Below are 23,416 nucleotides of genomic sequence, written 5' to 3' on the forward strand. Positions count from 1 at the left end.
ATGATTACCTTAGAAAATGTATCAAAATGGTACGGAAAATTTCAAGTATTAAAAAACTGTACTACCAGGGTAGGAAAAGGTGAAGTTGTTGTGGTATGTGGCCCTTCTGGCTCCGGTAAATCAACACTAATTAAAACCGTAAATGGTTTAGAGCCTATTCAACAGGGTAAAATTATTATTGATGGTACTGAGATTACAAACCCATCGACTAACTTAGCAAAGCTACGTTCAAAAGTGGGCATGGTGTTTCAGCATTTTGAACTTTTCCCGCATTTAACAATTTTGAAGAATTTGACACTGGCTCAAATTAAAGTACTTGGTCGATCAGATGAAGAAGCACGTGAAAAGGCACTTTCTCTTTTAGATCGAGTTGGTTTGTTAGCACATGCGAATAAATACCCTGCTCAACTTTCTGGTGGTCAACAACAACGTGTAGCGATTGCTCGTGCGCTTTGTATGGATCCGATTGTTATGTTATTTGATGAACCAACTTCTGCTCTCGATCCAGAAATGGTTAACGAAGTGTTAGATGTGATGGTTGAATTAGCCTATGAAGGGATGACGATGATGGTTGTTACCCACGAAATGGGCTTTGCGCGTAAAGTTGCGCATCGTGTTATATTTATGGATGCTGGTGAGATCATTGAAGATACCTCTAAAGAACAGTTCTTTACTAATCCACAATCTGATCGTGCTAAGGACTTTTTAGCAAAGATAATCCATTAATAAATACAAAAGCACCAGCTGTTATGGGTTGGTGCTTCCTTAATCAATCCTAATTATTTTCTATTTCGAATATTTTTTTATTTGTTCAACTAATCCGCTTTCTCGATGTATTTGGCTTTTAACCACACGTTCCAAAATTTTAGCATCAGCAAAGATTGATACTGCCTTTTTCGCTCGAGTTATTGCGGTATAAAGTAATGAGCGATTGAGTAATGGGGAGAATTCAGTTGGCAGTATTATATTGACATGATCGAATTCCGAACCTTGAGATTTATGTATTGTCATTGCATAGGCTGTTTCATGTTCTGGTAGTCGATAAGGTGAAAAGCCTTTAATTGTACCGTCCGAAAATGGGAAATAGACTCGCAATTTAGAACTATCATGTTCGGCAGTTAAGGTGATACCGATATCACCATTATATAAGCCTAATGATGTGCTGTTGCGTAAAATCATGATTGGTCGACCAATATACCATTGATCGCGATGGTTTAGCCTTATTAATTTATGTTTGGCTAATAATAGCTCAATTTGTTTGTTTAACCCTTCTACTCCAAACTTTCCTTCACGCAAAGCACATAGTAATCGACACTGTGTGAATTTAGTTAATACCGTGGCGATATCATTACTTCGATTGATAGCATTTAAATAATTTTTATAATGCTCTACACAGTCGTTTAAAACAGCTTGATAGGTTTGATTTGATAAGAGTTCATAATAACTGATATCTTGCAGCGTATTATCAGCAAGCAGCTTTTTGACATTAAGATACCGCCCCTCTTTTACTGCATTTGCTAGCAATCCAATACCGGATGATTCGTTAAATCGATAACTTTTTTTTAGCAAACAGATACTATCGGTGATCGCCATTGTTGGTTGGTCTGCGATTGGAATGGTGTAGCCAGTTAGTCTGCTAAGTTCATGAGCTCTTAATTGGCTATAACCATTTAAGATAAAGTCACATAAGTCACCAAATACTGCCCCCGCCTCAACCGATGAGAGTTGGTCTTTGTCACCCAGTAGAATTAGTCGAGCAGAAGCAGGTAAGGCTTCGATGATTCGCGCCATCATATTGAGATCAACCATTGAGGCTTCATCAATCACCAGAACATCAATATGCAATTGGTTATGTTTGTTATAACTAAATGAGCGATTATCAGTTTTGGCACCCAATAAGCGGTGTAGCGTAACTGCTTCAGTTTTAATATTCAGCGATTCAAACGATAGCTGTTCAATTGCTCGCCCTAATGATTCGGTTAGCCTTGATGCCGCTTTTCCTGTTGGTGCTGCCGACACGATTCGTGTTGTAGGGTTGTTTAATACGATCCCGGCCAGAATTTTAGCAACTGTGGTTGTTTTACCTGTACCAGGACCACCAGAGATAATGGCAACTTTACGTGTTAATGCAATAGCAACGGCAATTTTTTGCCAATCAATACTCGCGCTGTCGTAAATAAACAGTTGATTGAGTATCTGTTTTAAATCGATATTTGTTGTAATATCCAACTGAGTTTGATTGAAATATTGCGCAACAAAACCTTCATCTAACCACATGCGTTGAAAATAGAGTTTATTTTCAATAAACATTAAAGGCGCAAGCTGATCACCAAAACTAACTACATGTCTATTTGAAGCTAACTTAAGCACTGTAATCCAATCATCAATTTCTGGTGAATTAAGTTCTAACCAGATTTGTGGTTCAATATTTTGTAAGCGAGTAAGATCAAAGCATACATGCCCTGCTCTTACTTCCATACTTAATGATAAGACTAAAAAAGCAAAACGTTTGGCTGTAATTTCATCATCACAATCAATTTTATTAACCAAAAATTGAGCCAAATGCAGATCAAGTAAACTGATCTGACTGTTTTGCTTAAATTGTTCTAACCACGTTATTAACATTTTTTATACTTTGTTTTATAAGGTTTATAAACCATATATATCTTCTTCTTTATCATTAGGATAAGTGATTTTAAAGTTTAAATTAAGGTCTTTATTTTCACTTGGGTTTAAGGTGAATTTCCATGTTAATAAACCGGTCTGTTTATCATAATTTGCACCATCATATTTGATATCATCAAGTGTAACTGCTTTATTTAAAATGACCGGTAGTTGATCGTTTACGACAATGTTAATTGGTAATGTTTTGGTATTTTTGATACTAATAGTATAAGCATATTTTTCTGAAACATCATTACCAAATAATAATCGAGTCGAGGTTTCTTTAATATTGCGATTTCTCGAAATTAGGATACCCTTATCACGACCTAATGAAAAATCTAATGTCCCTTTTATTTTTTCGGTTGAAATATTGCTTTCGCCAACAAAGTTGCCACTGAAAAATATATTGGCTTTTCCTGATAATAAATTGAGTTTATCCCAATCATTTATTTGTGCTTGTAAGTATACGTTACTATCTAATTTAGGCATTGAGACATATTGATAATTTGCTTTAACTTCTTTAGTTTGTAAAGTAAGTATATTATTTTTACTATCATGTTTGATGGTATAAGGTAATTTAACAGCAAAACGGGTATTGATGCCTAATGTGTTAACATTGCCTATTTTATCTGGATTAACCAGTTGCGATTTTGATTCATGCTCTTCCCAAGAATCTTTTTCAGATTTAGAAAAAAATAAACCACTTTCTCTACTGTAAACGTCAATATGCCATGGAGTTAAAGCTGGTGGATTGATGCCTTTACTTGGATTAGATGTCGATAAACTGAAATCAACATTTTGCCAATCTAGACCACTATTTTGGTGGATATCTGCTTTATATGTTAATTCTAGTGGCGAACTGATATCAGCCACTCTGACATCATAAATAGGTTCCCAACCAGCATTGGTTGTGACATATGAAAGCGTAATAGGTAATGTCATATCCTTTTCAGAAACGACTTTTACTATAACAGCATTATGTAATTTTTCATTATTGGTTTGCTTTTCTTCTAATTGTGTTTGGTATTGGCTAATTTGTGCATCTAGCTGATCGACTTCTTTTTGTAATCGATTTTGTTCATTTAATGTCGTAGTTAAATTAGTTTTCACAAAATCTAATACATTTTTCATTGCTGTTAAGTCATCAGATCCATTTTTAGCTAAAATATCTAAACGATTTCCTTGTAAAAGTGAAATTTGTTCATTAATAGCTTTGAGTTGGATTCCTATCGTATCGCGTTTTTCCTGTAATTGATTTTGTTTTTCAATGATCGACTGAATGTCATCATCTTTACTGATATTTTCTAAATAGTTTTCATTCAATGATATCGATAATATTTGAACATTACTATTTTCACCAAAACCTACATTGATTGAATTAGGACTAACATCATTAGCAATACCTGTTAATACTATTTCACTTTCACCTTTAGTTAATGAAACAGTTGATTGTCCTTGTAATTCAGCCCCCTGAATAAATAGAGTCACTTTATTTAAAGTAATATTATTATTTGCCCAAGCGCTTCCTGACATCAGAGCAATTACTAATGCAATTTTTTTTATTTTCACTTCATTATTTCCTTATATTGTTTAGTTTTTACTTATTCAATCATTAGTTTTGATGTTATTTAAAATAACAAGATTATCTTTCTTTTCTAAGATAGAAAATAACCCTATTTTATATTTAATCTCTATTAAATTTAAATTAATTAAGCAAAATTATTTTTGTTTAATATATTGAACATTTATTAAAAATGATGTAAATTTTGTTTCATATGAAAAACAATAAGTAGGAGAGAAGTATGAATGGTTTTAGTTATCTGAAAACAGCCATAAAACGCAAAAATTTATCTTTACAAACAGTTGCTGATGCATGTCAAATGACCAAAGGTTATTTGAGTCAATTAGTTAATGATAAAATCAAAAATCCTAGTGCTCAAAAGTTACAATCACTTCATCGTTATTTGCAAATCGATTCTAACTGTAACAACAAAAAAGTAGGCGTGATTTTTGGTAAGTTTTATCCACTACATACTGGACATATTTATCTTATTCAACGAGCAATTAGTCAAGTTGATGAACTGTATGTAATTCTTTGTTCCGATACGATGCGCGATATGGCGCTATATGAAGAAAGCGCCATGTCTCGCCAACCAACTATCAACGATAGGATCCGCTGGTTATTACAAACCTTTAAATATCAAAAAAATATCCATATTGAGCTTTTAGAAGAAGATGGTATTCCCTCATACCCAAATGGTTGGAATGAATGGAGTGACCGCGTTAAAAAATTATTCAAGGAAAAAGGGATTAATCCTAGTTGTGTTTATTCTAGCGAGCCACAAGATGTGGTGATGTATAAGGATTTATTCGATTTAGACACCGTGCTTATTGATCCTACTCGTCGATTTATGCAAGTTAGTGGTACACAAATTCGCCAAGCACCTTTAAAAAACTGGCAATATATCCCAACAGAAGTGAGACCATTTTTTGTTAGAACAGTTGCTATTCTCGGTGGCGAATCTAGTGGTAAATCAACATTAGTCAATAAGTTAGCCAATATGTTTAATACCACTAGTGCTTGGGAATATGGACGCGATTATGTATTTTCTCAACTTGGTGGTGATGAACGAGCATTACAATATGCTGACTACGATAAAATTGCATTAGGACATGCACAATATATCGATTTCGCCATCAAACATGCCAACAAAGTATCATTTATTGATACTGATTTTATTACCACACAAGCATTTTGTAAAAAGTATGAAGGTAAAGAACATCCATTTTTACAAGCCATGATCAATAACTATCGATTTGATCTGGTTATTTTATTGGGTAATAACACGCCTTGGGTTGCCGATGGGTTACGTAGTTTAGGAAGTCCAAAACAACGAAGAGATTTTCAGCAACTACTTATCTCGTTATTAGAAAAAAATCATATCAATTATGTGCGAATCGATTCGCCTGATTATGAAGAACGTTATTTACAAAGTATTGAATTAGTCAATCAACTTATCAATGATGAAGAGTATTAATTATGAATAATTTAAGAGATGTTATTATTACCATGGGGCGCAATAGATTTTATCCATTGTTTTGTCTTATCTGTGTCACAGTTGCATATGTATATACTGATCCATTTAATAATTTTGACTTGCGCTACGCAGTATCATACGCTGGAGCGTTTTGTGGATTATTATGTGTAATCTTATTAGCTAAACGAAAAAATTTAGGTAATGTGCTCGGTATGCTTGCAGTAATCGCTGAATGTTGTGCTAATTTTCTTGGTGGCAATATTGGTGCAGGTTTACCAACTTTTTATTATTTTGGTTCACATATTTATGGATTATTCACTTGGCAAAAAAATCTAGATAATAATAAAAGTGTTAAAGTTCGTTCCTTAAATGAAAATGCATTTTTATATGCGTTAATATTCTTAATCGTTGCAGCATTTTTTAATATTTATCTAACAAACGAAATTGGTGCGACAAATACTTCATATCAACTTATTACTAACTGCTTTATATTCGGCTTGGGTGTTGTTGCTCAACTATTATTAATGATGAGATATGCATTCAATTGGTATTTGTGGGTTTTATTAAATGTGTTAGTTATCGGCTTGAATATTTATACTGACAATGTTGTGATTGCAACCCAATATTTAATTTACCTATTTAATGCAATTTACGGTATTTGTGAATGGAAGCTTTCTGAAGACAAGGTAAAACAATTAGAAAGTTAATCATAAAAGTCATTTAATCAAAAAATAGAAAATAATGTATTATTTTCTATTTTTTGAATTTATTCTACATCCCCATCAATAAGTGGCACAAATTTTACTTCACCCATATTTTTGGTAATAAAATTGCCACCATTACGTTCAATTAACTGTAACATTTGTTTATTTTTACCCACAGGTAATACTAATCGCCCTTTATCAGCTAGCTGTACTAGAAGGCTTTTTGGTACTTCTGAAGCCGCCGCTGTAACAATTATGCCATCAAATGGACCTCGTTCTGGCCAACCTTGCCAACCATTTCCATGGCGAGTTGAAATATTATGAATATCTAACTGCTTTAAACGTCGCTTAGTGTTCCATTGTAAGCTTTTTATTCTTTCTACTGAGCAAACATGATCAACAAGCTTAGCTAATACAGCGGTTTGGTATCCTGAACCAGTACCAATTTCAAGGACTTTAGCGTTCGGTGTTAACCTTAATAATTCAGTCATTTTTGCAACAATATAAGGTTGAGAAATAGTTTGACCACTACCTATTGGTAATGAACGATCATCATAAGCTTGATGAGAAAGCGCTTCATCAACAAAATTTTCACGCGGTATTGAAGCTATAGCATCTAAAACTCGATCATCTTTTATTCCCTGTTGGCGCAATAACTTAATCAAAACCTGCATTTTTGAACTTTGCATTACTAATTTCCAATTATTAATTCGCGTAAAACACTTGTAGCATAACAACCAGAAGGCAAATAAAAACTGATCTCTATATTATTATCACGAACCCATTGCCATTTTAACTCTTCGGGGCGTAATAATATTGAGCGCCTACTTGTTTCCATTCGTTCTTTTTTAAATAATTGTTCAAAACAAGACCAACGTTTTAAACAATTTGTTTCAAATTCTAAAGCAATTGATGTGGTGCTCAATGGTGAATCCCCGACCATTGGCGCTGTAATATTAATTTCACCATTTTGCAAACGTTGTTGTAAAAGTAATAGCTCCTCAGTTTTAGATAAAAACCAACTATTACTTTTAGATAATTGTAATATATCACCATCAAGGACTGTTTGTTCAATATTTTGTTCAATTCTTTGGCTTACTATTTGATTAAAAATTGCACTACGAGCAGCTGAAAGATAAAAACTCCTTTTTTTACGGTCTTTAACTGAAATTTCACCACTTGCCCATTTTATTGCTTGGGTGATGTTATTTTGATCTCGTCCAAATCGTTGTTCGCCAAAATAATTAGGAACACCATGTTTTTTAATTAAATTTAATTTTGATTCAATTGCTTGTTTATCACTTATGTTTCTTAAAACAATTTTAAAGCGATTTCCTTTTAAAGCGCCTATTTTCAATTTTTTATTGTGCCGATTAATTTGTAATATACGACAACCCGTTAAATTAAATTGTGTAAAATCGGGTGTTTCTTTACCAGGCAAATGTAAACTGAACCATTGCTGGGTGATAGCTTGGCGATCTTTAAGGCCGGCATAACTAACATTTTTTGCTGAAATACCAACATACTTAGCTAGCTGCTCGGCGACAAAGATCGTGTTGTAATCTTTCTTTTCTAAATAAACTAAAACATGTTCACCTTCACCAGTTAACTCAAAACCAAGTTCTTCAATAACCATGAAATCTTCATATTGCTGTTTATATAAACCATGAGTTGTAGGTTTACCATAAAAATAATTAAGTTCTGTTAACACTTTTTAAGCCTATCATCTGTTTTATATTCACTTTTTTGCTAATAGTACTACCGCTTCACAAGCTATACCTTCTTTACGACCAGTAAAACCTAGTTGTTCTGTGGTGGTTGCTTTAACACTGATTTGATCAAAATGTACTTTCAAATCTTCAGCAATATTAACCCGCATTTGATCTATATGAGGTCTCATTTTAGGTTCTTGAGCAATAATAGTTGTATCTAAATTAACTAACTCAAAACCTTTAGATTGAACAATTCGGTAGACTTCTTGCAATAAGAATCGGCTGTTTATACCTTCGTATTTTGCATCGCTATCAGGGAATAGTTTACCAATATCACCCAAAGCCAATGCGCCAATTAAAGCATCACAAATGGCGTGTAATACTACATCGCCATCAGAATGAGCAATAAGTCCATATTGATAAGGAATTACTACTCCAGCTAAGATAATTGGTCCTTCACCACCAAATTTGTGAACATCAAATCCATGACCTATGCGCATAATCTACCTATATTAAATTTGATTAGTTAAATAAAATGATGCCAAACTTAAATCTTCTGGACGAGTGATTTTTATGTTATCTCGACGGCACTCAATCAATAATGGATGGCCTCCACAATACTCAATCGCTGATGCTTCATCAGTAATTGGGACATGATTGTTTAAGGCTTTACTTAAACATGCTTTAAGTTCACCTGCGTTGAATAGCTGAGGTGTCGCAGCTCCCCATAAATAAGTGCGATCAACGGAGTAGTTAATGATATTTGGATTATCAGTGTAAGCTTGCTTAATAGTATCACTCAGAGGCGTTGCTAGTATTCCGCCTTTATTTTCTTGTAAGACTTTGTTAATCAATTTAGTGATATCTTCGTGAGTAACACAAGGTCTTGCGGCATCATGGACTAATGCCCACTGATTTTCAGCAACTAAATTTAAACCAGCTAAAACAGAATCGGCACGAGTTTCACCACCATAAGTGACTTTAACTTTTGATGCGACGTCGAGTGTACAAAAAAGTTTATCTTCCGGGCTTATCACCACTACCACTTGGTTAATACTAGGGTGAGTTAATAATTTTTGTAAAGTGTGTTCCAAAATGGTCATTGGACCAATTTTTAAATACTGCTTAGGTAATTGACTATCCATGCGACAACCAATTCCTGCGGCAGGAACGATTGCGATAATATCACTATTATTTGTCACGTAATGCCTTATTGTTTTGAGTTAGAATCAATGATTATTCGATAAAAATACTCATCAGGTTTAACCATACCCAAATGGCTTCGAGCTCGTTCTTCTATTGCTTCATAACCTTTTTGTAAATCGTCAACTTCGGCAAACATCTGTTCATTACGAGCTTTTAACTTATCATTTTCTTTACGTAGATTTTCAAGCATTTGCACATTTTCTTGGTAATCATAAAAATTATTCTTACCATACCACAATGAGTACTGCAAATACCCTAGCACCAGAAGTAATATAAACGGGAGTTTCCACCTAATCATGAGTTTAATTGTTCCCTTAACTTAAATACATTTAACAGGTTTAGGTAAGCCTGCAAGTTTAGTTGCTTGTTTAGCTGGACCATCAGGGAATAATTTATATAAATATCGGCTATTACCTTTTTCTTGACCAAATTTTTTTTCCATTGCCTTAACCAAGGCTCGGATTGCAGGGGAAGTTTTGTATTCTAAATAAAAATCACGAACAAATAAAATTACTTCCCAATGAGCATCAGTTAGTTCTATAGACTCTTTTATAGCTAATTGAGGCACCAAATCAACAGTCCAATCCTGCCAGTTCTTTAAGTAGCCTTTTTCATCGGTTTCTATTTGATTTAACATTTTTCAAAACATAGTTTGATATTTGCAGGGTATTATACTCAATAAATAAGATTCCAACACTAGTTTTGGTGGATAAACCATCATGAATTACTGAAATTCACTCTAATTTGGCGAAAATTAAAGCAGTTGATGAAAAATATTAAATTAGCTATTTACAAATAAGTCCGTCTCCTTTAATATTCACAGCCATTGCGGAAGTGTGGCTGAGCGGTTGAAAGCACCGGTCTTGAAAACCGGCGAGGGGCGACCCTCCCAGAGTTCGAATCTCTGCGCTTCCGCCATTTATTTTGGTGGTAAATTCCAGTATTGTCAAAAGAAGTCCATTCAAACCTATATTATCAAGGGTTGGAGTGGATTTTTTTTTGCTTTTAATTTTGTTATCAATTCCAGACTCATCCAGACTAACCCATTTCAATCCGTGCTTAAAACGCCCAACAAAACGTCCAATGAAAAATACTCGAACTGTTTTGTTTTTTTTATTAAATCCGATTATCTCTCTCTGCATAATTCAACACATTAAAAAAATGTTGGGGGATTGTTCATGGCAAGGTTAATTGAAAAACTGACAACATTATCTGTGAAAAAAATAAATATTGAGCCATAAAGGATGTCCTTACGATAATGCTGTTGCTGAAGCGACATTTAAGACAATTAAAACTGAATTTGTCAAAAAAAGAGATATTCACCAATACTAATGAACTACGACAACGTTTTTCTGCTTATGCATATTGGTACAATAACAATCGGCTGCATTCATCATTAGGTTATTTGACGCCGATGGCATTTAATAAACAGTTACCCCTTAAGGTTGATCTATTTTACAATGAAATTGATAAAATATACCAAATTGGTGTCATAGGTTATGGCGGTATATTTCCAGCACCACAGAGTTGTTTTGTTCTTGAAGAAATAATTTTTAATCTAAAAATTATCCATGATATAGACATAAAAAAATAATAATCCCTTCACTTTTTTCTTGCAAACTTTCTGTAGAAAACCTAAATAAGTATCTGAAAACAGAAATGACTACTCAAATAATTGTAATGCAAGAGTTTAGAGAGTTGGGTTATCGCTTATTTAAAGGTAGTGTGAGAACAGATATTAGATGCGCAGAAAAAAATCAAATAACAGTTCATTGTTATAATAAAAATAATCGTAGTGAATTAATGTTTTTTTATGATTTATATATAAAAACCATGAAAAAAGTTAATGCTAATTATTGTATCAGTTTGCCTTTAATCGAAGATTTGCTTAATGATGAAAGAAATGCAGAACAATATTTAGCTTACTATAATGGCAAAATTGTATCAGGTAGTATTATATAAAATCAAAAAATAATATCTTTTATTGGATAAACGCTAATGATAGTGTTTCGTTGAAATTTAAACCAAATCATAAAGTACTCTCCCATATTATTACTAAGTATTCAGATATTGATTATATCAACTTGGGGGTTTCACATAGTGATACATCAAGACAATTTAAAAAACATGGGGAGCTAAGGATTTTAAATATTATGTGTTTGAAAAATCATTTTAAATATTATCGTTTGTTAAAAAATTAATTATTAGTTCAATTAACTAAGGAGTAACTATGAAATCAGTATTTTTTATACCAACAAATAGAAGTATTAAAGATAGTGTTAGTAGTTATATTAAGGAGATTTTATACGCAAATGATGTCTTGCAAGTTAATATTCCTTTAATTGTAGTTGAAACCAATGAATTTTCATCTATAGAAAATAATGAAATTATTAAATCATTAAAAAATCAATATCCAAAATTGAATATTCTACATCTATCTGTTGATGTACAGAAAAAATACTTTAAGTCACTTTTTAAAGGTATGGATGATGATTTCTATAAGATTTTTACTTATACAGGTACCGATTATGCTACTGCTATGAATAAATTAGGTTTATTTGCTTGTTCAATGGGGGCTAACGCCTATCATAGAAGAGATTCTGATACTTGTTTGTTATTTGATAGAAGGAGTGAAGCTAGGGAAGTCTATCCAATTGAGTATGAGTTAAAGTATTTAGGTAAACCAATAATGGAAATAGTTAATGACTTGGATATCAAAAATCTTAAACAAGATATAAACAATAAAAGACGAATATTTGTGGTTGGTGGGAATTACTTAGGTGAGTGGAATCTTGATGTAAAAGATTTTGCAAAAGTGTCGTATGACTATGTTTATAAAATATATGAACTACTTGGTTTTAAATCTGAGCATATTATTGATATTTGCGATGATATATTCAAATTAGAGCAACCCGTTCCTCAAAATGATGTTATTTCCTTAGTTACTTCTGTTGACGATGGGTGTAATCCTGACTGTGGTAATGTTAGTGTCTATCGACTATTTGAGTTTCTACCAAACTTACCTGGTAAAAATACATTAGCAGCGGATTATTTCGCTTTTGATACCTCGACTGCATTAGGCTACCCATCTGTACATCATACTAGACCCGTGTTTCATGATTATCATGATGAAAGATTTGAGTATGATAAAAAACTAAAATATTGGTATGGAATGTTAAAATTTGCAGATTATTTTTCATTATATGGAAGTATCTATAATGATAAGCTTATTGATAACTTTTGTGATTATGATGATTGCTTCGTTTCTCAACAAATGTGTGAGTCTCTTTCTGAAAAAATAGCATTATTTGCTTCTAATGATACTAAAAGAGAAGAGCATATAATCAGAATTATTGATGAAGTATTATTAAAATTCGATGAAAATTATTCAAAGATAGGACAAGAATTAAGGAAAGTTACTACAAAATGTATTGCCGAATGTAATGAAGAATACTTCTTACACGTTAAACTCTTAAAAAACTGGAGTAAAATCATAGTGCAGGCCAAGAACATTAGTTTAATGGATTTTATTGTTGATCATTAAGCATAATTAATATGCTGAGGTGCTGTTATGAACAATACAAATAATAGAGAATTTGAAATTGCAATAATAGGAATGGGGTATGTCGGTTAACCTCTTTCCCTTGAATTTTCTAAAATTTATAAAACAATAGGTTTTGATATTGATAGCAAAAAAATCGAGAGATTAAAAAAACATATAATACTTCAAATATGACCTACTGTAGCGATGATTTACTTAATTCTAATTTTTATATAATTGTTGTTCCGACTCCTATTGTTACAAGGTATAAAATTTCGTTTCCTAAGCCAACGACTTATAATGCTTCGAGAGTCAGAATTTAAAATAGACATTTTTTTTAAATAAAGCTAATGTGTTTATTCCAAACAGTTCCTGGGGAGCAAATGGACGAGGAGAGACACAAAACAAAGTTACATTATGTGTTTCAGCTAACTCTTTATCAACTTGGCAGCCACTAGCACCATCACCAATTATTGCAATATTTTTTGAAGACAGTTGTTTTCGATTTTGATACTGATCTATTGTCAGCTGCTGTATCTCTACTGGAATATCTCTGGAAATATCAAGAATATTAACTTTCTGATTTGCCCCTGTTGCATTGACCAAACACTTTGCTTGAAAAGTTTCTCCATCTTGAGTTTTTAAAGAATAAATTTGATCATTATATTCTACAGAATATACATTTTTATTTAGCAATACAGGTAATTTGTTATATTGAGCGTAAAACTCTAAGTAATCAGCCACTTCATGCTTATCTGGATACCCTTTTTGATCACCCGCCATAATTAAATCTGATAGCTGATTCATTGCTCTTGGTGTAAACAACCGCATACTATCTGGTCATCTACGCCAGACGTCTTCTATACGTTCATCTCTTTCTAATATAAGAACAGTGATATTTTTTTAGTCAGAAATGATGATAAACACTGTCCAGCTTGTCCAGCACCAATGATTACACAGTCGTAAGTCATGAATTTTATCCTCTAATTGATATATGTTGGGTGAGCGTATATCAATTCAAAGGTTATTTAATTGAATAAACTAGCTATATTAGATTTCTCATTCTTTTTTTTAAATGAAAATAATTGTCAAAGAATAAATAACTATTTGAAATATAAAGAGTTAAATAAATCAATGATTTTTTCATAAAATGAAGTCAGCTTATTTGTTCAAGACAATATTACTCACCCATTTATACAATGCGGTTAACTTTTCACAATCTAATAACCAAACAAGAGATGAAGTAACATAATGGAAAATAATATTGTTAAATTATATAAAGATATACAACAACAGGGGTTTGACCCATTAAAGCTTTTGATTGCTTTTGATTGCTGATGTTGATAAATTATATAGATTATCAACATCAGAACAAAAAGAGTTAAAGCTATGTTTAATTAAGGATATAGTTGTACATCATTTTGAAAATAACCCCTATTATAAAAAACTTTGTGAAGAGCAGGGTTTTGTCCCTTCTGATGTTAAAGTTTTCGATGAATTAACCAAAATTCCATTGATGCCGGTTTCGGTGTTTAAATCTGGAGATAATTATGAGTAAAAATGTGTCGAGTAGTGCATACAAAAATATGATCAAAAAAATTCCTTTAGGTCGTATAGGTTCAACCAAGGAAGTGGCTATGTCTGTGAATTTTTTACTCGGCTGTGGGGGTAATTATATTACGGGTCAAACTCTAGTTATTGATGGTGGAATGTCTGCTTAATGAAACAGCATTTTGTGATGCTGTTCATAGAAGCAATGATTAAAATGAAAGATGTAAATGGAGTGTACGATGGAAAACAACACCGATGGACGACAATTAAATAGTTTAAAACGATATAAAAAATTGATTATTTTATCTGTTATTTTCCTAGTTTCAGGGATAGGATACTTCATTTTTTGGTACATGTTTTCTCGGTTTACAGAATCTACAGATAATGCGTATGTTATGGGAAATCAAATTCCAATTCATACTCAAATAAGCGGAGGAATCTCCTCCATTTACGTTGATGATAATGACTTTGTGAGAAAAAAAGATGTTATCGCTCAATTAGAATCAATTGATGCTGAAAATAATTTTAGTTATGCAAAAAATGAATTAGCCAAGGTAATAAGAGAAATTCAACAGATCAAACTGACAACTGAAAAATTGTCAGCAAGTATTCAATTAAAGCAAGCGACATTAGATAAATTAGAAAAAGATTTAGCTCGCAGAGAAGGCCTTTGGTCTCGTAATGCTATTTCAAAAGAAGAAATAGAGCATGCTAGGCAAGATGTATTAATTGCGTTAAATGACTTAAAAATTTCCAAGCAAGAGTTAGAAATTAATAATGCCCTATTAATGCAGAATTCATTATTAGAACAACCACGTATTCAGCAAGCTATTTCTAAACTAAAGGAAGCTTGGCTTAACTTAAAACGAGTAACAATTGTTTCCCCTGTCACTGGATATGTTTCGAGGCGCCAAGTCCAAGTTGGAACACAGGTTAATAGAGGAGAACGATTATTAGTTATTGTTCCTTTGGATCAAGTTTGGGTAGAAGCTAACTTTAAAGAAGTTCAATTAAAACACATTCGAATAGGACAAAAAGTTAAGTTAACTAGTGATTTTTATGGAGATGATATTAAATTCGACGGGGTGATTACAGGAATTGCTATGGGAACGGGAAGTGCATTTTCGTTATTACCAGCACAAAATGCAACAGGAAATTGGATTAAAGTAGTTCAGCGTTTACCTGTTCGTATTGAATTGAATAAAGAGCAAATTAAGGAATATCCATTACGGGTAGGGTTATCTATGTATGTAACAGTCGATACCAGTGATGTAAGTGGAAAATTACTTACTGATATTTCACCTCAAGAAATTAAATATCAAACAGATGTACTTGCTTACGACTTAGATGAATTCGAGCAACTAGTACGAGAAATTATGCAAAATAACTTAATTTTAGAGAGTAATATTCAGTGAATCATAAAATGTCACCATTATATCTATCAGGTGCAAAATTAATTGGGCTTATTGTTGCATTGGCAACAGTGGCCTTCTTACAAATTTTAGATTTAACCATTGCCAATGTAGCACTTTCTACTATTGCTGGAAACCTAGGAACATCAAGTAGCCAAGCAACATGGGTAATTACATCATTTGCCGTATCCAATGCCATTTCAATTCCTATATCTGGATGGCTAGCTAAGTACTTTGGAGAAGTTAAATTATTTTTGTTTTCAATTTTGTTGTTTGTATTTGCTTCTTGGTTATGTGGTGTCTCCAACAGCCTTGAAATGTTAATTATTTCACGAGTACTACAAGGTGCGGTTTCTGGACCAATTATTCCTCTTTCTCAAAGCTTATTATTAGCTAACTCTCCAGATTCCAAAAAAAATATGTCTTTAGCAATATGGTCGATGACTATTATTATTGCTCCCGTCTGTGGACCTATTTTGGGTGGATGGATAAGTGACAATTTATTTTGGGGCTGGATTTTTTTACTAAATGTGCCAATTGGTCTAATAGCTTGGATAAGTACTAAAATATTATTAAAAGGACGAGAAACAGAAATAAGTAAATCTCGAATAGATACTATCGGGCTTGCTTTATTAATATTTGGTGTTGGTAGTTTACAACTTATTTTAGATAGAGGGAAAGAACTGGATTGGTTTAATTCATCTGAAATTATTATTTTATCTGTGATAGCGTTAGTAACACTTTCTTTTTTTGTTCTTTGGGAAATGACATCGAATCATCCTATTGTTGATCTATCTTTATTTAGATCAAGAAATTTTACAGTAGGGACGATTTGCATAAGTTTGGCATTTTTGCTACATATAGGAACATTAGTTATGCAACCACAGCTATTACAACGAGTTTTTGGTTATACTGCAACGTGGGCAGGATTAGCATTGTCTCCCATCGGTTTAGTTCCTATCGTTCTTGCTCCAATAGTCGGCCGTTTGGTTCCTTATTTAGATATGAGGAAGCTTGTGACTTTTGGTTTCATTGTTTTTGCTGTGTGCTTTTTTTGGAGAGCTTACTCGTTTGAGCCTAATATGGATTTTTCGAGTTCTGCATGGCCCCAATTCTATCAAGGATTTGCGATAGCTTGCTTTGTTATGCCTTTGAATATAATAATTTTAACTGATATACCTTCTCACAAGTTAGCGGCAGCAGGAAGTTTATTTAATTTTTTTAGAACATTATCTACTTCCATTGGTACTTCTTTAACAAATTCATTATGGGAACATCGTGAAGCAATTCATCACAATCAACTAACTGATCTAATGAATCAAAATATACAAACGCTAGAATACACATATCGGCAGTTTCAGTTGCTAGGTTTTTCTGAAACTCAAGCCTCGGCAAAGCTCGCACAAAATATTACTAATCAGGGGCTGGTAATCGCAACCAACGAAATTTTTTGGCTATATGGAATTATTTTTCTACTATTAATCATAGTTGTTTGGTTTGCAAAATCAACCATTACATCAAAGAATGAAATAGAAAAATAGTTGGTTAGATAAGTACGTAAGTCATAACAAGATTATAATATTTTGAAAAATAAAAATGAACTTCAAAAACTTTATTGATCGGATTACCTACATGTAATGTACATGTTTTTTTTCTTTGTTTATACCTATGCAAAAAATATTTTCATATGAAAGTGTAATACCAGTTGAGCTAAACGCCTTATATAAACGCTCTTGGGCTGAAAATAATAAAGTAATGTAATGTGTTATGTCCATTATCATGTCACTGGGAGTAGGCATTTTAAGATCGTTTGACTTAAATCAATTGTTTTTTGAGTGGACATTATTTTTTCTATATCAACTCTTATGCTTTGAACCTCATTTGAGTGTTTTATTGTAACCGCAGTTACAAAATTATTAGAGTGAGATATTGAACCAGCTATGTTTTTAGGCCATAAAACGGCTCCGTTGGAACTCTTTAGTCTCCAGTAATATTCTCCTCCATCACGCAATAAGTTTTCTAATGCCGTAGCAGAACACACTCTACCAGCTAAGAACTCTATTTTTCTTCTTACTGGAAAGTATTGAATATCTTTTTTTAATTTTAATGGTAAATCATCAAAATTATTAATATTATCTACTGAAAAATGGCAAAAAGATTGCGGAATATTTTGAGATCCTATAATAAAGTTTTTGGTGATAGGTTTAAAATAGCCAAAAATACGTTTGGATTGTTCTTGATTAACTTTATACATGATATGTGCTATCCTTTAGTTAGTTTAAGTTAATCGAATTACGTATATATAGTCTTTACATATGGTTTATGTTACTGTTTTTAATGACAAGGATGTTTATTTAGCAAGGATAAAATATCATGTTAGACAATGATTTGTTAGTTAAAGTGCACCGACAAAATTTATCTACATTGCTTTTTATAAACAATATCACGACGGATTGGCATCGTCACCCTTCTCTTCAATTGACAATATCATTGCACAATATGTCTTTTGAGTTAGAAACACCAGATGAAAAAAAAGAGGTGTTTGGTTTTATTATTCAATCAAATGCTCCCCATAAACTGAGCGCACCAGATGTCTGTTGTATTAATTTGCTTATTGGCCCAGAAGATCCCTATTATCACTTATTATCGCATTTTACTGAAACTAATCCTGTTTATTTTCTTACTAAAGAAGAAGCATTAAAAATTGCCAGTTATTTTATAAAATCTGTTACTATTAGCCAACCATTTGAGCTTTATCATATCTATAAGTTATTATGTGAGTCAGATCCTAATTGTTCATGTGATCAAGATAACCGCATTAATAAAGCAGTCTCTATTATTTCATCATTACCCATAAAACAAATTTCATCGAGGGAAATCGCCGAAAAAATACACCTTTCTGAAAGTCGCTTTCTTCATCTTTTTCGTTCTGAGTTGGGTATTAATTTCAGGGGTTATCTATTGTGGAAAAGATTACAGGATGTAATTGATATACTCGACTCCCCTACAACACTGACAAAATTAGCCAGTGATATGGGATTTTCTGATTCGGCTCATTTTAGCAGAACATGTTTATCTAGTTTGGGGCTGAGACCATCACAACTGAAACGAGCTTTAATAATTGATAATAATGACATTATGTGTGGAAAACATTACTGTTTGTACAGCGTATTTCAGGCATTACATACCTAAAATACACTGTATTATCGTTTATATACTACTAACTGAATATAAGATTCTTCGTTTCAGAAATATTGACCAAAGATTGCATTTGATTAATCGCAATACCATTGAGTTGTATCAAGCGTTCGCAAGCACTGATACCTTGATGAATTAAGACCGAGTTAATACTTTCCAGATTAGATAAAACGACTAATTACTCTAATGTAGCAACATTACGTATGTTTCCTTTTTTGATCAGGATTGGCTTGTCGCCATTTTGCTGCTGTCATACCAAACAAAGCCATATTCAGTAAGTCTGCTTCACTGGCATACACTCTCCCTGTTTGTGCATTTGTTAATTGTATCGGAATCAAGTGTTCTTTAATGGCATCTGTATGTATGCGGTAGTTGACCTTTGCCAAAGTACCTTGGAAATTCCATTCCAGTGACATTACTTTGGCTTCTTCATCTTTAAATCTTTGAAATTCTTTAATTAGATAAAGCTTGAGTTCAAGGCTAAGCCATGAGCCGAACTCAAAAGCAATATCTTTATGGGCATAAGTGCCACCGTAACAACCTGGCTTGGCTTGTAGGCCAATAGCTCCGGTGAGATCACTCCATTTCTTAGCAGAGAGGTAGAAACTGTTTCGACCTGCTTCATTTTTAATTCCCTCAAATTCGAGGGAATTAAAACAGCAGTTATTAATTTTTTCCCATACACCTAAAAATAGTACTGTGTCTTTATTTTTCAGCCATTACTCAATTAAAGCACTACCACCCTCAATGTTTTTCACCATATCAGTCAGTGAAATATAATCTTGCTCATGATTGTTTGTAATCGTAATAGGCGGTCCTTGCACCACAATACTACGGCTTTTCTTGGTGTTTCCAATTGGCAGATCAAAAACGCCTAATGGGTTTGATTGGTTCAACTTTATCAGTATATTTAACAAACTCAACCAAGAAAAGCTAAAATAGTTAGCCAATAAATAATTTGAGACACTCAAAATAAGTTCTATATTTGAACATCCAATGGGATTTTATGGAAATTTTTTTAACGTATAAATATTATTAAGAATCAATATTATAGATTTATCGACGGGTGGATTTTATTTTTTCTGCGCTTCCACCAGCTCGCTGATTATAGGGTAAGTAAAACTATATTTAATGCCTATAAGTGCACGGTCAGATTACACCAAATCAATACTCCAATTTAAAATTTATTTTTCCATAACTATATACTTACTTTTTTATGAATTTCATAGCTACTTTACTATCTTTTTTCCTTAAACTAACACATCGATCGTTTGGCCATCTTGATCAACGGCTCTCCACAAGTAAACGCGTTTACCATTGATTTTACAAAAAACTCTTCCATATCAATATGCTCACCATCACGTTTGATGTGTTTAATTCGTTTAGCATAAAGTTTTCCAAATTTAAGGCATCAATAACGAATGGTTCCATAAATCACAGAGATACCTTTTTGTATCATGACGAGTTCAATATCGCGACAGCTTAACGTAAAACGATAATTGAGCCACACATAATGACTAATAATAGTGGCTGAATAACGATGACTTAAATAGTATTACTTGTTTTCATCTTCACGATTCTACAAAAGATGAGTTAGTTTGACAGTATCCATTGAAAACTAACACCAACCAAGCTTAGCAAGAAAAAAGTGCGTAAATTTAAATCATTAAAACAAGCCCAATTATTCTTATCATATTTTGGTAATATTTACGATCGTTCCAATTGTGCAAGAAACTTATGCTTAGTTAAAACCTTTCGAATTTTAGTTGAATGCCGATTTAAGGAATAAGGTATAATTACTCAAATTGTACCTAAAATTCAGAATTTAAGGTTAGCTATCAAATAAAGTTCGCCGTTAAAAGTTAATTTGACAGAACCTTATAAATGCAAATTACATAGTTAATCTTATAATTCAAATTAACTTTTACTCATCATAATCTTCTGTACGAATCACCTTAATATACTCGGGTATTGGTGGCGCTTCGCGGTAGAAAGTGACCCATTTAGCCCCTTTAGGGGGTTGTTGTTTATATTGGGCGCTGTTGATATCAACATAAAAATTTGGTGAATTTTCATCTCGATAGGCATAAAATTTATAAAACTCAGCCTCCATATCCACTCGCTTAGGATGGGCATAGCCCAATGTAGCAAAGATTTTATCCGCAATGTGAGAGTTTTTGCCAAGGATACTTTTATGTAAAAAATAGACTAAAAAAATAGACTAAAACAATAGATAAAATATATACAACAACCATCATTGTTATCTCTTCCCAACCTAAAAAAATATAATATTTATCTATTGGTGTACTGATTAACATAAAAATAATCATAAAAATAAAGACAACAGACAACAGTAATGTAGCAAATTTTAAAGCACTTTTATTTCCCGCTTTTGTTCCCTTAGTTGCCCAAGGATGTAACCACAGTCGATGATCAATTAATCGACGTAGTGCATAAGCAAAATAACTGCCATCACTTCGAGGTTCGACCACCACTTCCACCTGATCACCATTATTAAAAAAGACTCGACAGAATATGCCTTCAATAATATTCGACCCCATTTTACAACGAAAATATTGGACACTATTTAAAAATTCCGCTGCTTCTTCGTTACTATCTGTGGTATTTAATTGGCTTGCGGCGGCAACCACATCGCCTAAAAAAAATAATCCCAGTGCAGGTAAACCGGCTAATTTGCGGGTTTTTAGGAACTGCTGCTCGGTATCAAATACCTCTAGTTCGGAAACGATTCCGGTTATGAATTGATAATATTTGTCATTATTAATCATCGTCTTTCGATTTCATATCCTCAGATTTTGTACGAATCACCTTAATATACTCGGGTATTGGTGGTGCTTCGCGGTAAAAAGTGACCCATTTAGCCCCTTTAGGGGGTTGTTGTTTATATTGGGCGCTGTTGATATCAACATAAAAATTTGGTGAATTTTCATCTCGATAGGCATAAAATTTATAAAACTCAGCCTCCATATCCACTCGCTTAGGATCGGCATAGCCCAATGTGGCAAAGATTTTATCCGCAATGTGAGAGCCTTTGCTAAGGATACTTTTATGTAAAAAATAAACCAAAACACCTAATAAAATATCTAAAACCAGTATCACAGGTAGAGCAATCAGAAAAATATAATATTCATCTAAGGGTGTATTAATAAGCATAAAAATAATTGTAAAAACAAAGATAACCGACATCAGTAATACAGCAAATTTTAAAGCACTTTTATTTCCCGCTTTTGTTCCTTTAGTTGCCCAAGGATGTAACCACAGTCGATGATCAATTAATCGACGTAGTGCATAAGCAAAATAACTGCCATCACTTCGAGGTTCGACCACCACTTCCACCTGATCACCATTATTAAAAAAGACTCGACAGAATATGCCTTCAATAATATTCGACCCCATTTTACAACGGAAATATTGGACACTATTTAAAAATTCAGCCGCTTCTTCGTTACTATCAGCGGTATTTAATTGGCTTGTGGCGGCAACCACATCGCCTAAAAAAAATAATCCCAGTGCAGGTAAACCGGCTAATTTGCGGGTTTTTAGGAACTGCTGCTCGGTATCAAATATCTCTAGTTCGGAAACTATTCCGGTTATGATTTGGTAATACTTGTCATCATTAATCATCGTCTTTCGATTTCATATCTTCAGATTTTGTATGAATCACCTTAATATACTCGGGTATTGGTGGTGCTTCGCGGTAAAAAGTGACCCATTTAGCCCCTTTAGGGGGCTGTTGTTTATATTTGGGTGCTGTTGATAATCTAATGAGCATTCAAATAACCGTTGGCTGATAGTTAGCGCATCAGTGGATAATCTCGTTTTGTCAATTATTGGATACGAAGTTAATGGCATAATCAATTACCTATTAGTCCAGAGCCAATATGCAGGCTGATTTTGGATTTGTTCATTCATTGTTCTTTTACAATTAATTTTTCTAAAGATATTTTCTATACAATATAGGTTATCTAATTAACCTCTAAAAAAGTAGAGGATTTTTTAGATAAAATCAATGATTTTTTTGTTAAGTTATCACTGTAATTTGTTATTTGTGTTAATAATAATTTACGAATACGGATTCCCGTAGACAATATCAGGAACGAGAATGGTGGAAGCATTAAATAAGTTACCATGCACTTTCTTGGATATTATCAAATTGTTTTACATAACTTTTACAGATTATATATTGAAGAAATTAAAAATATATGAAAGTATGAATAAATTGTATTGTAATAACTAAATTAAGCTATTCATCGCAACGGGTTATTTTAATACAGCAGAAAATTGTAAATAATTGTAAATTATATAATAAAAAAAATAATTTTACGTAAAATATTATCTAATACCATTAATTGAAATAGGTTACACCAAA

The 23,416-nt window shown here is 32.8% G+C and carries 26 protein-coding genes, 1 tRNA gene and 1 pseudogene; 12 read left to right on the top strand and 16 right to left on the bottom strand.

The annotated features are described in order from the left end of the window. Positions 1 to 726 (top strand): amino acid ABC transporter ATP-binding protein, encoded by a 726-nt coding sequence (locus AC5LXI_RS12285; RefSeq protein WP_493442595.1) that lies wholly within the window; start codon positions 1 to 3, stop codon positions 724 to 726. Between the two features lie 60 nt (positions 727 to 786). Here AC5LXI_RS12285 and recD read toward each other — a convergent pair whose 3' ends face one another. Both recD and AC5LXI_RS12295 read right to left on the bottom strand, forming a co-directional pair. Further along, positions 787 to 2,625 carry an exodeoxyribonuclease V subunit alpha gene (recD, locus tag AC5LXI_RS12290; protein ID WP_493442596.1) on the bottom strand — a complete coding sequence of 613 codons (1,839 nt, stop codon included), beginning with the start codon at positions 2,623 to 2,625 and terminating at the stop codon, positions 787 to 789. 24 nt (positions 2,626 to 2,649) lie between these two features. Beyond that, entirely contained in the window at positions 2,650 to 4,233 is a 1,584-nt protein-coding gene (locus tag AC5LXI_RS12295; RefSeq protein WP_493442597.1) for a mucoidy inhibitor MuiA family protein, read from the bottom strand. Positions 4,234 to 4,466: 233 nt separating this feature from the next. Between AC5LXI_RS12295 and nadR the strand changes: the two genes are divergently transcribed. Continuing rightward, complete coding sequence (gene nadR / locus AC5LXI_RS12300; RefSeq protein WP_493442598.1) at positions 4,467 to 5,702, top strand: multifunctional transcriptional regulator/nicotinamide-nucleotide adenylyltransferase/ribosylnicotinamide kinase NadR; 1,236 nt, start codon at positions 4,467 to 4,469, stop codon at positions 5,700 to 5,702. Positions 5,703 to 5,704: 2 nt separating this feature from the next. Beyond that, the gene (gene pnuC / locus AC5LXI_RS12305; RefSeq protein WP_493442599.1) at positions 5,705 to 6,409 is read left to right on the top strand and encodes a nicotinamide riboside transporter PnuC; all 705 of its coding nucleotides are present in this window, start codon (positions 5,705 to 5,707) and stop codon (positions 6,407 to 6,409) included. Between the two features lie 59 nt (positions 6,410 to 6,468). On the opposite strand, the gene AC5LXI_RS12310 is transcribed toward pnuC, so the two are convergent. Genes AC5LXI_RS12310 through AC5LXI_RS12335 form a run of 6 tightly spaced genes read right to left on the bottom strand, consistent with a single transcriptional unit; the run spans position 6,469 to position 9,961 of the window. Beyond that, entirely contained in the window at positions 6,469 to 7,095 is a 627-nt protein-coding gene (locus AC5LXI_RS12310; RefSeq protein ID WP_493442600.1) for a protein-L-isoaspartate(D-aspartate) O-methyltransferase, read from the bottom strand. 2 nt (positions 7,096 to 7,097) lie between these two features. Continuing rightward, on the bottom strand, positions 7,098 to 8,117 hold the full coding sequence (gene truD, locus AC5LXI_RS12315) for a tRNA pseudouridine(13) synthase TruD (RefSeq protein WP_493442601.1): 1,020 nt from the start codon (positions 8,115 to 8,117) through the stop codon (positions 7,098 to 7,100). A 27-nt stretch (positions 8,118 to 8,144) separates the two neighbouring features. Continuing rightward, positions 8,145 to 8,618: a 2-C-methyl-D-erythritol 2,4-cyclodiphosphate synthase gene (ispF, locus tag AC5LXI_RS12320; RefSeq protein ID WP_493442602.1), complete on the bottom strand. Its 474-nt coding sequence runs from the start codon at positions 8,616 to 8,618 to the stop codon at positions 8,145 to 8,147. Between the two features lie 12 nt (positions 8,619 to 8,630). Next, positions 8,631 to 9,332: a 2-C-methyl-D-erythritol 4-phosphate cytidylyltransferase gene (gene ispD, locus AC5LXI_RS12325; protein WP_493444305.1), complete on the bottom strand. Its 702-nt coding sequence runs from the start codon at positions 9,330 to 9,332 to the stop codon at positions 8,631 to 8,633. Further along, positions 9,329 to 9,622: a cell division protein FtsB gene (gene ftsB / locus AC5LXI_RS12330; RefSeq protein WP_493442603.1), complete on the bottom strand. Its 294-nt coding sequence runs from the start codon at positions 9,620 to 9,622 to the stop codon at positions 9,329 to 9,331. The genes ispD and ftsB overlap by 4 nt, the downstream gene beginning before the upstream one ends. Positions 9,623 to 9,643: 21 nt before the next feature. Then, positions 9,644 to 9,961 carry a TusE/DsrC/DsvC family sulfur relay protein gene (locus AC5LXI_RS12335; protein ID WP_493442604.1) on the bottom strand — a complete coding sequence of 106 codons (318 nt, stop codon included), beginning with the start codon at positions 9,959 to 9,961 and terminating at the stop codon, positions 9,644 to 9,646. A 193-nt stretch (positions 9,962 to 10,154) separates the two neighbouring features. Here AC5LXI_RS12335 and AC5LXI_RS12340 point away from each other — a divergent pair. From AC5LXI_RS12340 to AC5LXI_RS12355, 4 genes are all read left to right on the top strand, one after another. Further along, positions 10,155 to 10,242: transfer RNA gene (locus AC5LXI_RS12340), tRNA-Ser, on the top strand. A 340-nt stretch (positions 10,243 to 10,582) separates the two neighbouring features. Continuing rightward, positions 10,583 to 10,918: an integrase core domain-containing protein gene (locus AC5LXI_RS12345; RefSeq protein ID WP_493442605.1), complete on the top strand. Its 336-nt coding sequence runs from the start codon at positions 10,583 to 10,585 to the stop codon at positions 10,916 to 10,918. A gap of 65 nt (positions 10,919 to 10,983) precedes the next feature. Beyond that, positions 10,984 to 11,286: a hypothetical protein gene (locus AC5LXI_RS12350; RefSeq protein WP_493442606.1), complete on the top strand. Its 303-nt coding sequence runs from the start codon at positions 10,984 to 10,986 to the stop codon at positions 11,284 to 11,286. Between the two features lie 268 nt (positions 11,287 to 11,554). Next, the gene (locus AC5LXI_RS12355) at positions 11,555 to 12,868 is read left to right on the top strand and encodes a DUF6271 family protein (RefSeq protein WP_493442607.1); all 1,314 of its coding nucleotides are present in this window, start codon (positions 11,555 to 11,557) and stop codon (positions 12,866 to 12,868) included. Positions 12,869 to 13,177: 309 nt separating this feature from the next. Here AC5LXI_RS12355 and AC5LXI_RS12360 read toward each other — a convergent pair whose 3' ends face one another. Then, complete coding sequence (locus AC5LXI_RS12360; RefSeq protein WP_493442608.1) at positions 13,178 to 13,696, bottom strand: NAD(P)-binding domain-containing protein; 519 nt, start codon at positions 13,694 to 13,696, stop codon at positions 13,178 to 13,180. Positions 13,697 to 14,192: 496 nt separating this feature from the next. Between AC5LXI_RS12360 and AC5LXI_RS12365 the strand changes: the two genes are divergently transcribed. From AC5LXI_RS12365 to AC5LXI_RS12380, 4 genes are all read left to right on the top strand, one after another. Further along, a complete protein-coding gene (locus AC5LXI_RS12365; RefSeq protein ID WP_493442609.1) occupies positions 14,193 to 14,423 on the top strand; it encodes a LuxE/PaaK family acyltransferase in 231 nt (76 codons plus the stop codon). Then, positions 14,416 to 14,586: an SDR family oxidoreductase gene (locus tag AC5LXI_RS12370; protein ID WP_493442610.1), complete on the top strand. Its 171-nt coding sequence runs from the start codon at positions 14,416 to 14,418 to the stop codon at positions 14,584 to 14,586. The genes AC5LXI_RS12365 and AC5LXI_RS12370 overlap by 8 nt, the downstream gene beginning before the upstream one ends. Before the next feature lie 69 nt (positions 14,587 to 14,655). Continuing rightward, entirely contained in the window at positions 14,656 to 15,831 is a 1,176-nt protein-coding gene (locus tag AC5LXI_RS12375; protein ID WP_493442611.1) for an HlyD family secretion protein, read from the top strand. A gap of 8 nt (positions 15,832 to 15,839) precedes the next feature. Beyond that, complete coding sequence (locus tag AC5LXI_RS12380; RefSeq protein WP_493442612.1) at positions 15,840 to 17,369, top strand: DHA2 family efflux MFS transporter permease subunit; 1,530 nt, start codon at positions 15,840 to 15,842, stop codon at positions 17,367 to 17,369. 236 nt (positions 17,370 to 17,605) lie between these two features. Here AC5LXI_RS12380 and AC5LXI_RS12385 read toward each other — a convergent pair whose 3' ends face one another. Beyond that, entirely contained in the window at positions 17,606 to 18,082 is a 477-nt protein-coding gene (locus tag AC5LXI_RS12385) for a hypothetical protein (RefSeq protein ID WP_493442613.1), read from the bottom strand. A 119-nt stretch (positions 18,083 to 18,201) separates the two neighbouring features. On the opposite strand from AC5LXI_RS12385, the gene AC5LXI_RS12390 reads away from it, so the two are divergent. Beyond that, positions 18,202 to 19,020 carry an AraC family transcriptional regulator gene (locus AC5LXI_RS12390; RefSeq protein WP_493442614.1) on the top strand — a complete coding sequence of 273 codons (819 nt, stop codon included), beginning with the start codon at positions 18,202 to 18,204 and terminating at the stop codon, positions 19,018 to 19,020. Positions 19,021 to 19,048: 28 nt separating this feature from the next. Here AC5LXI_RS12390 and AC5LXI_RS12395 read toward each other — a convergent pair. The 6 genes and pseudogenes from AC5LXI_RS12395 to AC5LXI_RS12420 form a co-directional block, all read right to left on the bottom strand. Beyond that, a pseudogene (locus AC5LXI_RS12395) lies at positions 19,049 to 19,883 on the bottom strand (KilA-N domain-containing protein). A 393-nt stretch (positions 19,884 to 20,276) separates the two neighbouring features. Then, the gene (locus tag AC5LXI_RS12400) at positions 20,277 to 20,348 is read right to left on the bottom strand and encodes a hypothetical protein (RefSeq protein ID WP_493444306.1); all 72 of its coding nucleotides are present in this window, start codon (positions 20,346 to 20,348) and stop codon (positions 20,277 to 20,279) included. A 602-nt stretch (positions 20,349 to 20,950) separates the two neighbouring features. Beyond that, complete coding sequence (locus tag AC5LXI_RS12405) at positions 20,951 to 21,139, bottom strand: hypothetical protein (protein WP_493442615.1); 189 nt, start codon at positions 21,137 to 21,139, stop codon at positions 20,951 to 20,953. Positions 21,140 to 21,218: 79 nt separating this feature from the next. Further along, the gene (locus AC5LXI_RS12410) at positions 21,219 to 21,815 is read right to left on the bottom strand and encodes a putative type VI secretion system effector (RefSeq protein ID WP_493442616.1); all 597 of its coding nucleotides are present in this window, start codon (positions 21,813 to 21,815) and stop codon (positions 21,219 to 21,221) included. Beyond that, entirely contained in the window at positions 21,808 to 22,671 is an 864-nt protein-coding gene (locus tag AC5LXI_RS12415; RefSeq protein WP_493442617.1) for a putative type VI secretion system effector, read from the bottom strand. Before AC5LXI_RS12415 ends, AC5LXI_RS12410 begins: the two co-directional genes overlap by 8 nt. Then, positions 22,664 to 22,819: a hypothetical protein gene (locus tag AC5LXI_RS12420; RefSeq protein WP_493442618.1), complete on the bottom strand. Its 156-nt coding sequence runs from the start codon at positions 22,817 to 22,819 to the stop codon at positions 22,664 to 22,666. The genes AC5LXI_RS12415 and AC5LXI_RS12420 overlap by 8 nt, the downstream gene beginning before the upstream one ends. Positions 22,820 to 23,416 lie beyond the last annotated feature (597 nt).

The sequence above is a fragment of the Gilliamella sp. LMG 34361 genome, assembly GCF_984569075.1.

Bases quoted from the DNA above. Each gene is read 5' to 3' on its own strand.
- AC5LXI_RS12335 (WP_493442604.1), bottom strand. From the start codon at position 9,961: ATGTTAAATCAAATAGAAACCGATGAAAAAGGCTACTTAAAGAACTGG.
- AC5LXI_RS12410 (WP_493442616.1), bottom strand. From the start codon at position 21,815: ATGATTAATAATGACAAATATTATCAATTCATAACCGGAATCGTTTCC.
- AC5LXI_RS12420 (WP_493442618.1), bottom strand. From the start codon at position 22,819: ATGCTCATTAGATTATCAACAGCACCCAAATATAAACAACAGCCCCCT.
- AC5LXI_RS12310 (WP_493442600.1), bottom strand. From the start codon at position 7,095: ATGCAAAGTTCAAAAATGCAGGTTTTGATTAAGTTATTGCGCCAACAG.
- AC5LXI_RS12390 (WP_493442614.1), top strand. From the start codon at position 18,202: ATGTTAGACAATGATTTGTTAGTTAAAGTGCACCGACAAAATTTATCT.
- pnuC (WP_493442599.1), top strand. From the start codon at position 5,705: ATGAATAATTTAAGAGATGTTATTATTACCATGGGGCGCAATAGATTT.
- AC5LXI_RS12345 (WP_493442605.1), top strand. From the start codon at position 10,583: ATGCTGTTGCTGAAGCGACATTTAAGACAATTAAAACTGAATTTGTCA.
- AC5LXI_RS12360 (WP_493442608.1), bottom strand. From the start codon at position 13,696: ATGCGGTTGTTTACACCAAGAGCAATGAATCAGCTATCAGATTTAATT.
- nadR (WP_493442598.1), top strand. From the start codon at position 4,467: ATGAATGGTTTTAGTTATCTGAAAACAGCCATAAAACGCAAAAATTTA.
- ispF (WP_493442602.1), bottom strand. From the start codon at position 8,618: ATGCGCATAGGTCATGGATTTGATGTTCACAAATTTGGTGGTGAAGGA.
- AC5LXI_RS12380 (WP_493442612.1), top strand. From the start codon at position 15,840: ATGTCACCATTATATCTATCAGGTGCAAAATTAATTGGGCTTATTGTT.
- recD (WP_493442596.1), bottom strand. From the start codon at position 2,625: ATGTTAATAACGTGGTTAGAACAATTTAAGCAAAACAGTCAGATCAGT.
- AC5LXI_RS12405 (WP_493442615.1), bottom strand. From the start codon at position 21,139: ATGGAGGCTGAGTTTTATAAATTTTATGCCTATCGAGATGAAAATTCA.
- AC5LXI_RS12415 (WP_493442617.1), bottom strand. From the start codon at position 22,671: ATGATTAATGATGACAAGTATTACCAAATCATAACCGGAATAGTTTCC.
- AC5LXI_RS12385 (WP_493442613.1), bottom strand. From the start codon at position 18,082: ATGTATAAAGTTAATCAAGAACAATCCAAACGTATTTTTGGCTATTTT.
- ftsB (WP_493442603.1), bottom strand. From the start codon at position 9,622: ATGATTAGGTGGAAACTCCCGTTTATATTACTTCTGGTGCTAGGGTAT.
- AC5LXI_RS12350 (WP_493442606.1), top strand. From the start codon at position 10,984: ATGACTACTCAAATAATTGTAATGCAAGAGTTTAGAGAGTTGGGTTAT.
- AC5LXI_RS12355 (WP_493442607.1), top strand. From the start codon at position 11,555: ATGAAATCAGTATTTTTTATACCAACAAATAGAAGTATTAAAGATAGT.
- AC5LXI_RS12370 (WP_493442610.1), top strand. From the start codon at position 14,416: ATGAGTAAAAATGTGTCGAGTAGTGCATACAAAAATATGATCAAAAAA.
- AC5LXI_RS12375 (WP_493442611.1), top strand. From the start codon at position 14,656: ATGGAAAACAACACCGATGGACGACAATTAAATAGTTTAAAACGATAT.
- AC5LXI_RS12285 (WP_493442595.1), top strand. From the start codon at position 1: ATGATTACCTTAGAAAATGTATCAAAATGGTACGGAAAATTTCAAGTA.